Annotated in this window: 8 protein-coding genes; 5 read left to right on the forward strand and 3 right to left on the reverse strand. The window is 32.5% G+C overall.

Annotation, left to right across the window (positions count from 1 at the left end; genetic code table 11):
- The coding region (locus J582_RS24110) for an NAD-binding protein (RefSeq protein ID WP_032048786.1) at positions 1 to 696 on the forward strand (696 nt) is incomplete at its 5' end.
- A 140-nt stretch (positions 697 to 836) separates the two neighbouring features.
- Here J582_RS24110 and J582_RS24115 read toward each other — a convergent pair.
- From J582_RS24115 to J582_RS24125, 3 genes are all read right to left on the reverse strand, one after another.
- Positions 837 to 1,670, reverse strand: a complete 834-nt coding sequence (locus tag J582_RS24115; RefSeq protein WP_031983534.1) for an SDR family NAD(P)-dependent oxidoreductase — start codon at positions 1,668 to 1,670, stop codon at positions 837 to 839.
- 46 nt (positions 1,671 to 1,716) lie between these two features.
- Positions 1,717 to 2,103: a DoxX-like family protein gene (locus tag J582_RS24120; RefSeq protein ID WP_031983533.1), complete on the reverse strand. Its 387-nt coding sequence runs from the start codon at positions 2,101 to 2,103 to the stop codon at positions 1,717 to 1,719.
- Between the two features lie 198 nt (positions 2,104 to 2,301).
- Complete coding sequence (locus tag J582_RS24125) at positions 2,302 to 2,940, reverse strand: TetR/AcrR family transcriptional regulator (protein WP_016805464.1); 639 nt, start codon at positions 2,938 to 2,940, stop codon at positions 2,302 to 2,304.
- A gap of 582 nt (positions 2,941 to 3,522) precedes the next feature.
- On the opposite strand from J582_RS24125, the gene csuAB reads away from it, so the two are divergent.
- From csuAB to csuC, 4 genes are all read left to right on the forward strand, one after another.
- On the forward strand, positions 3,523 to 4,059 hold the full coding sequence (gene csuAB, locus J582_RS24130) for a Csu fimbrial major subunit CsuAB (RefSeq protein ID WP_002049140.1): 537 nt from the start codon (positions 3,523 to 3,525) through the stop codon (positions 4,057 to 4,059).
- 73 nt (positions 4,060 to 4,132) lie between these two features.
- Positions 4,133 to 4,681 (forward strand): spore coat protein U domain-containing protein, encoded by a 549-nt coding sequence (locus J582_RS24135; protein ID WP_022575431.1) that lies wholly within the window; start codon positions 4,133 to 4,135, stop codon positions 4,679 to 4,681.
- A gap of 4 nt (positions 4,682 to 4,685) precedes the next feature.
- Complete coding sequence (locus J582_RS24140; RefSeq protein ID WP_031983619.1) at positions 4,686 to 5,204, forward strand: spore coat U domain-containing protein; 519 nt, start codon at positions 4,686 to 4,688, stop codon at positions 5,202 to 5,204.
- A partial coding sequence (gene csuC, locus J582_RS24145; protein ID WP_155766485.1) for a Csu fimbrial biogenesis chaperone CsuC occupies positions 5,198 to 5,924 on the forward strand: 727 nt, incomplete at its 3' end. The genes J582_RS24140 and csuC, both read left to right, overlap by 7 nt.

A 5,924-nucleotide genomic window follows, 5' to 3' on the forward strand; every position in this document is an offset into this window, starting at 1 on the left:
ATTTTTAAACGATTTACTCAAGCTAAAGCAAAGGTTTCATTGGAAGACATCAATATTGCTGATGGACTAAGCGGTAGTGTTTTAATGATTGGCTTCGGGCGCTTTGGGCAGGTCACCAGTCAATTACTGTTGGCAAGAGGTGTAGATGTCACCATTATTGATAATAATACCGACATGATTCGAAATGCTGAAAAGTTTGGTTTTAAAATTTATTATGGGGATGGCTGTCGCCTAGATATTTTACATGCTTCCGGTGCTGCAACAGCACAGGCGATTGTGGTGTGTGTAGATAGTAAGGAAACGACTAATCGAATTGTTGAATTGGTTACTCACGAATTTCCTTTGGCAAAATTATTAGTCCGTTCATATGACCGTGAGCATTCACTGCATTTAGTCAAACAAAAAGTAGACTTTATGATCCGTGAAACGTTTGAATCTGCGATTAAGTTTGGTGGAGTGATTTTACAAGAACTTGGTGTAGATGAAGACGAAGTTGAAAGAATTACCGAGGAAATACGCGATCTTGATAATGAACGCTTTGAGACTGAAATCGCAGCAGATGACGTAAATGCAGGAGTAGGTATGCAATATACCCATACTTATCATCCAAGACCAACTGCACCATTGATTCGACCAAAGCGGGAAGGACGTATTCTAAATAAAGATAATGCCTCAGAAAATGAGGGAACTGATTAGTTATAACGCTTAGTAATGGCTTTAAAAGAACTTTTACTGAGCTTTTCTATAGGAGGAAGTACCTAACAACGAACTCCCTCCATTTACCAATTAAACCGTCTTACTTTAGTAAGTTAAATGGCTAATCATATTAAGTTAACCTAGAGATGCTCTAAGGCTGTGCCTTTAACAGGATTTCTGCGCCAGTAGTAAGGCTGTAAAAATCTAAGGAAAAGTTTCCAAGGTGTTATCCATGCGATTCGACGGTTAGCTTTTTTATTTTGAATAATTTGTTTTGCTAAATACGCACAAACAACTTCAGGTGGGTCAATTACAAAGAAGAATAAGCGTTTCATCTTTTTCCAGTTTTGTATATTGCCATGGGTCCAAGATGAAACTAACAAGTCGGTTGCCACCATGCCGGGGCTAAGAGTACCAGTTAAGATAGGAGTCGACTTAGTCTCTTTATAAAGCGCTTTACTAAAATAACTTACCGCCCGTTTAGTTGTCGCGTAGGCAGTCATTCCAGCACTCCATTCGCCATTGCTTCCCCAACCTTCCATGTTAAAGATTTGGCCATAACCTTGTTTAAGCATGCCTTTTAGAGCTACTTGCGAACCGAGCATTGTGCCTAAAATATTAGTCGATATGGTTGTTTTCAATTCATCTGGTTGAAGGTCAATGAACTCTTTTGTAGGGTGGCAGCTACCTGCATTATTAATCCATACATTAACTTGCCCAAAATGCTGAATTGCTCGATCCCACAGTGTTTGTACATCAGCAATTTGTGTCACATTGCAGCATAAACCAATAAATTTCTCTTTATTGAAATGAGTTTCTAAATAGGATAGGGCATGGTTAAGATGCTCAACATTTCGTCCCGCTATTACAACGGAACAACCAAGATCTAAAAAAGCATGGGCAAGTGCTAAACCAATACCCTTTGTACTTCCAGTGATGACTACACAACCAGCTTCACAGTTAGATAAACTCATTGAAATCTCTATAAATTTTTAAAACTCAAAGCTATTGAGCAATTTTTCATAAATGAGCGGTTTGCTCTTTTAATAAAAGCAGATAAATAATCGATAAACTTATCATCGAAATATTCATTACGATAGGGTTATAAGGTGAAATAAGTGTAGAGGGTATTAAAAAACCAATTAACAGCAGTAAACCCAATAATCCTAAAATACTTAAATAATGAATATATTTGTGAGGAGAGAAAAGAAATAATAAACCAAAAATCACTTCAGCTATACCACTGCCACGACCTGCAAGTTTTGCATAATCAAAAGAAAGTCCTATCGTTTGCCAGACAAAAATTTCATCAGAGTTAATAAAAATTAGTTTAGGAACAAGTCCTTGATAAATCCATAAGAAAGCGAGCACAAAGCTTATAAATTTTAATGCTTTAGCATTATTCATTAAGATTCTCTAAAAGTTTGAAATTTCAATTTTGATCATTGCGACTATTATGTTTTGATTTAATTTATTCTTCAACAGAAAATAAGATAAGCTTATTTTTTAATCATTTCTTATGGTTATTTTTTAACAGTAATGTAGGAATAAGATAGGAAGATTTTATATTAAAAACATAGGAGAAGTGCTCCTATGTTTCTAAATTTATGGTTCACTCACTAATCTTGATATATTTTTTAAAATTATATTTCTTAGAAATTCTTTATAACATTCATCTGTGTTTTTATTTGAATGTTGAACTAAATATCCATTAAGTTGGGTAATTATAATAATAGCTCTTTCTTTATATTCTTCTGAAGATATTTCACTATGAATGGGAAGTATAATTTTATATATCAGTTCGAAATTATACTTTTGTATCATTGACAAAAAATCGTAAACATAGGGGAGATGGTCTGAAATAGAAAACACCTCTTTAAATGTATGAGTAATGATCGGTTGTTCTATTTCATACATTATATTGGTGATAATATTCATAAACCGATGTAAAGGAGGTTCATTCACATTTAAATTAATTAAAATTTCAATCCGCTGTATGTAGTCACAAATTAATTTATTAAGTAAAGCTTTTAATAAAAGATCTTTGTTTTTAAAATAATGCTGTAGGGTACTTAAACTAATATTAGATTGGGTGGCAACTCCTCTCATACTAAAACCAGAATAACCTTTCGTAAGAAAAACTATTTCAGCATTTTTTAAGATTTGCTTTATTCTTTCTTGCCCTTTTAGTGTAGTAAAGGACTTCTTTATTTGTATAGTATCAAAGGTATCAATTTTGATCATTATCCAGCCTGTAAGTACTATTTAAAAAAGGCATTCTAAACCATGAAATTAGAAAAATATAAATAAAATATTTAAATTCTATTAAACTAAATATAGGTCATATGACCTATATTTTTATAATTTAGGTCAGGCGACCCAATCTAAAATTAAAAAATAGGTCGAGCGACTTAATTCCTTTTCTTTAGAAATAGTTTAAATAGGTCATTTGACCTATTTAAATAAGAATAAATAGTGTTCAATTTTATACAGTCTATAAATGATTGTATTTGAATAAATATTGACTAATTTTTATTTAAAGAGTGATATTTGTTTTTTTTGATTTTTAGTCATTTTTATAAAGTATGGGTGGGTATTTAATCTTGTTTTTTAATGGTCTTTTGAAAAAGAATTTTAAATAAGTAAACATAGTCTTTTTGTAATGTATGTATACAAGTTAAATAATTGTTATTAAATTGTGAAAAGAATCACACAATAGTAAAAGATAGTTTGTTTTATATATAAAACAAATTAGCCGTATTTTATTTATCAAGTTTGATTCATTTTGTTCTACAAATCTAATCATTATATATGTAGGTTATGAATATGAAAAACATTCAGAAATCACTTCTTGCAGCATTAATAGTTGCTGGTTATGCGGTAAATACTCAAGCAGCTGTTACTGGACAGGTTGACGTTAAATTAAATATCTCGACAGGCTGTACTGTAGGTGGTAGTCAAACTGAAGGAAATATGAACAAGTTTGGTACTTTAGATTTTGGTAAAACTTCCGGTACTTGGAACAACGTATTAACGGCTGAAGTTGCTTCAGCTGCAACAGGTGGCAATATTTCTGTAACTTGTGACGGCACAGATCCTGTTGATTTTACAGTCGCAATTGATGGTGGTGAACGTACAGACCGTACTTTAAAAAATACTGCTTCTGCTGATGTAGTTGCATATAACGTTTACCGTGATGCTGCACGTACAAACCTCTATGTTGTGAACCAACCACAACAGTTCACTACAGTGAGTGGACAAGCTACAGCGGTGCCAATTTTCGGTGCAATTGCACCAAATACAGGTACAGCAAAGGCACAAGGTGATTATAAAGATACTCTATTAGTCACTGTAAATTTCTAAATATAAAAAGAAATAATTAATTGAGTGACAGGTTTACTCAGAGACGAGTGAACCTGTTTTAAATGGAGGGAAGATGATATTCAATCGCGGTTCAGCATTTATATTTTCATATTTTTTAATTACTTCATTAAATGCGGGTGAAATTGGAGCTAAATTAACAAGTCAAATTGAATTATTACCTTCTTGTTCTATCAATAATAAAGTTGTAGAAAATAATACAGCAAATTTAAATTTTGGATCTGTAGATTTTGGAGAAGCTACAACTGCTTTTAATGGGGTGTTGGAAGCAAGTTTAATAAATAACGGAAATTCCGGCTTGCAAATACAATGTGCTGGTATTTCAACTGTAAAAATAATATTTGGATCTGGAAATAATGATAGTAAAGTTCCTGTTTCATTCTCACAAAATTATTATCATGCATTAAGTAATGGTAAAGATTTTATTGCTTATAATTTACTCTATGGTTTAAATAAACAAGTCATTAGAGCAAATGATGTTTTTATACTTAATGATATGAATACTAAAAAGAATATTGATATTTTTGGTCAAGCTGTACATGATGGTAGTGGTATATCTAAAGGTGAATATAAAGATATAGTACCAATTACAATTGAGTTTTAAGAAAATGAAATTTTTTTATTTTAAGGCAATGTTGTTGCTATCTATGAGTCAACTTATATATGCAGCTGATCCTCAATTAAATTCGAGTTTTAAAGTTCAAGCTAAAATTGAAAATGGTTGTTCGATAGATAATATCGAACAAAAGATTGATTTTGGTCAATACTCGGCTTTATCAAAAGATAAAGTGGTTGCTAGTATTATAAATAGTAAAAGTTCTTGGAATATACGCTGTACAGAAAGTTTACCTGTAAGTATTTCTATAGATGGTGGTGAAAATCTACAAAATAATATAAGGCGAATGAGAAATAGCTCATCTTCTAATTATCTACCTTACAAATTATATAATTCGAGTAGTTTGGTTAGTGAATATGTGGTTGGTAATAAATATTTATTGCCTGCTACAAAACCTACAAACCGTCTAGCAAATTTTGAAATATATGGTGTCGTTGATTTAGAAAATAATAATGAATCACATGCGGCTGGAATTTATAAAGATACTGTTTCAATAATGATTACATGGTGATTTGTATGAACAATTCTGCATTTATTAAAAATGGCATTTTAAAATCTTTTTTATTTGCAAGTACATTATCACTTGTTACACCTGTGATGGCGCAAGCAACCTTCTTAATTTGGCCAATTTATCCAAAAATAGAAGCCAATGAAAAAGCAACCGCGGTTTGGCTCCAAAATACTGGCAAGACCGATGCGATGGTGCAAATTCGGGTGTTTAAATGGAGTCAAAATGGTTTAAAAGATGACTATAGCGAGCAATCAGAAATTATACCTAGCCCGCCTGTAGCTAAAATTAAAGCAGGCGAGAAGCATATGCTTCGTTTGACCAAAAGTGCCAATTTGCCAGATGGTAAAGAGCAGTCATATCGTTTGATTGTAGATGAGTTACCGATTCGCCTTTCTGATGGAAATGAACAAGATGCTTCTAAAGTAAGTTTCCAAATGCGTTATTCAATTCCGTTGTTTGCCTATGGAAAAGGTATAGGCAGTGGCTTAACTGAAGAGAGCCAAAAAGCGAATGCAAAAAATCCTTTAGCCAAACCTGTTTTACAGTGGTCAGTCCGCAACAATGACAAAGGCCAGTCTGAGCTATATTTAAAAAATAATGGACAGAAATTTGCTCGTCTTTCTGCGCTTAAAACATCAAAAACTGGTCATGATATTTCTTTAGGAAAAGCTGCTTTCGGCTATGTGTTATCGAATAGTACTGTGAAGTTTGCCATTGATA

Source organism: Acinetobacter sp. 1566109, from assembly GCF_000582255.1.
GTDB lineage: Bacteria > Pseudomonadota > Gammaproteobacteria > Pseudomonadales > Moraxellaceae > Acinetobacter > Acinetobacter nosocomialis.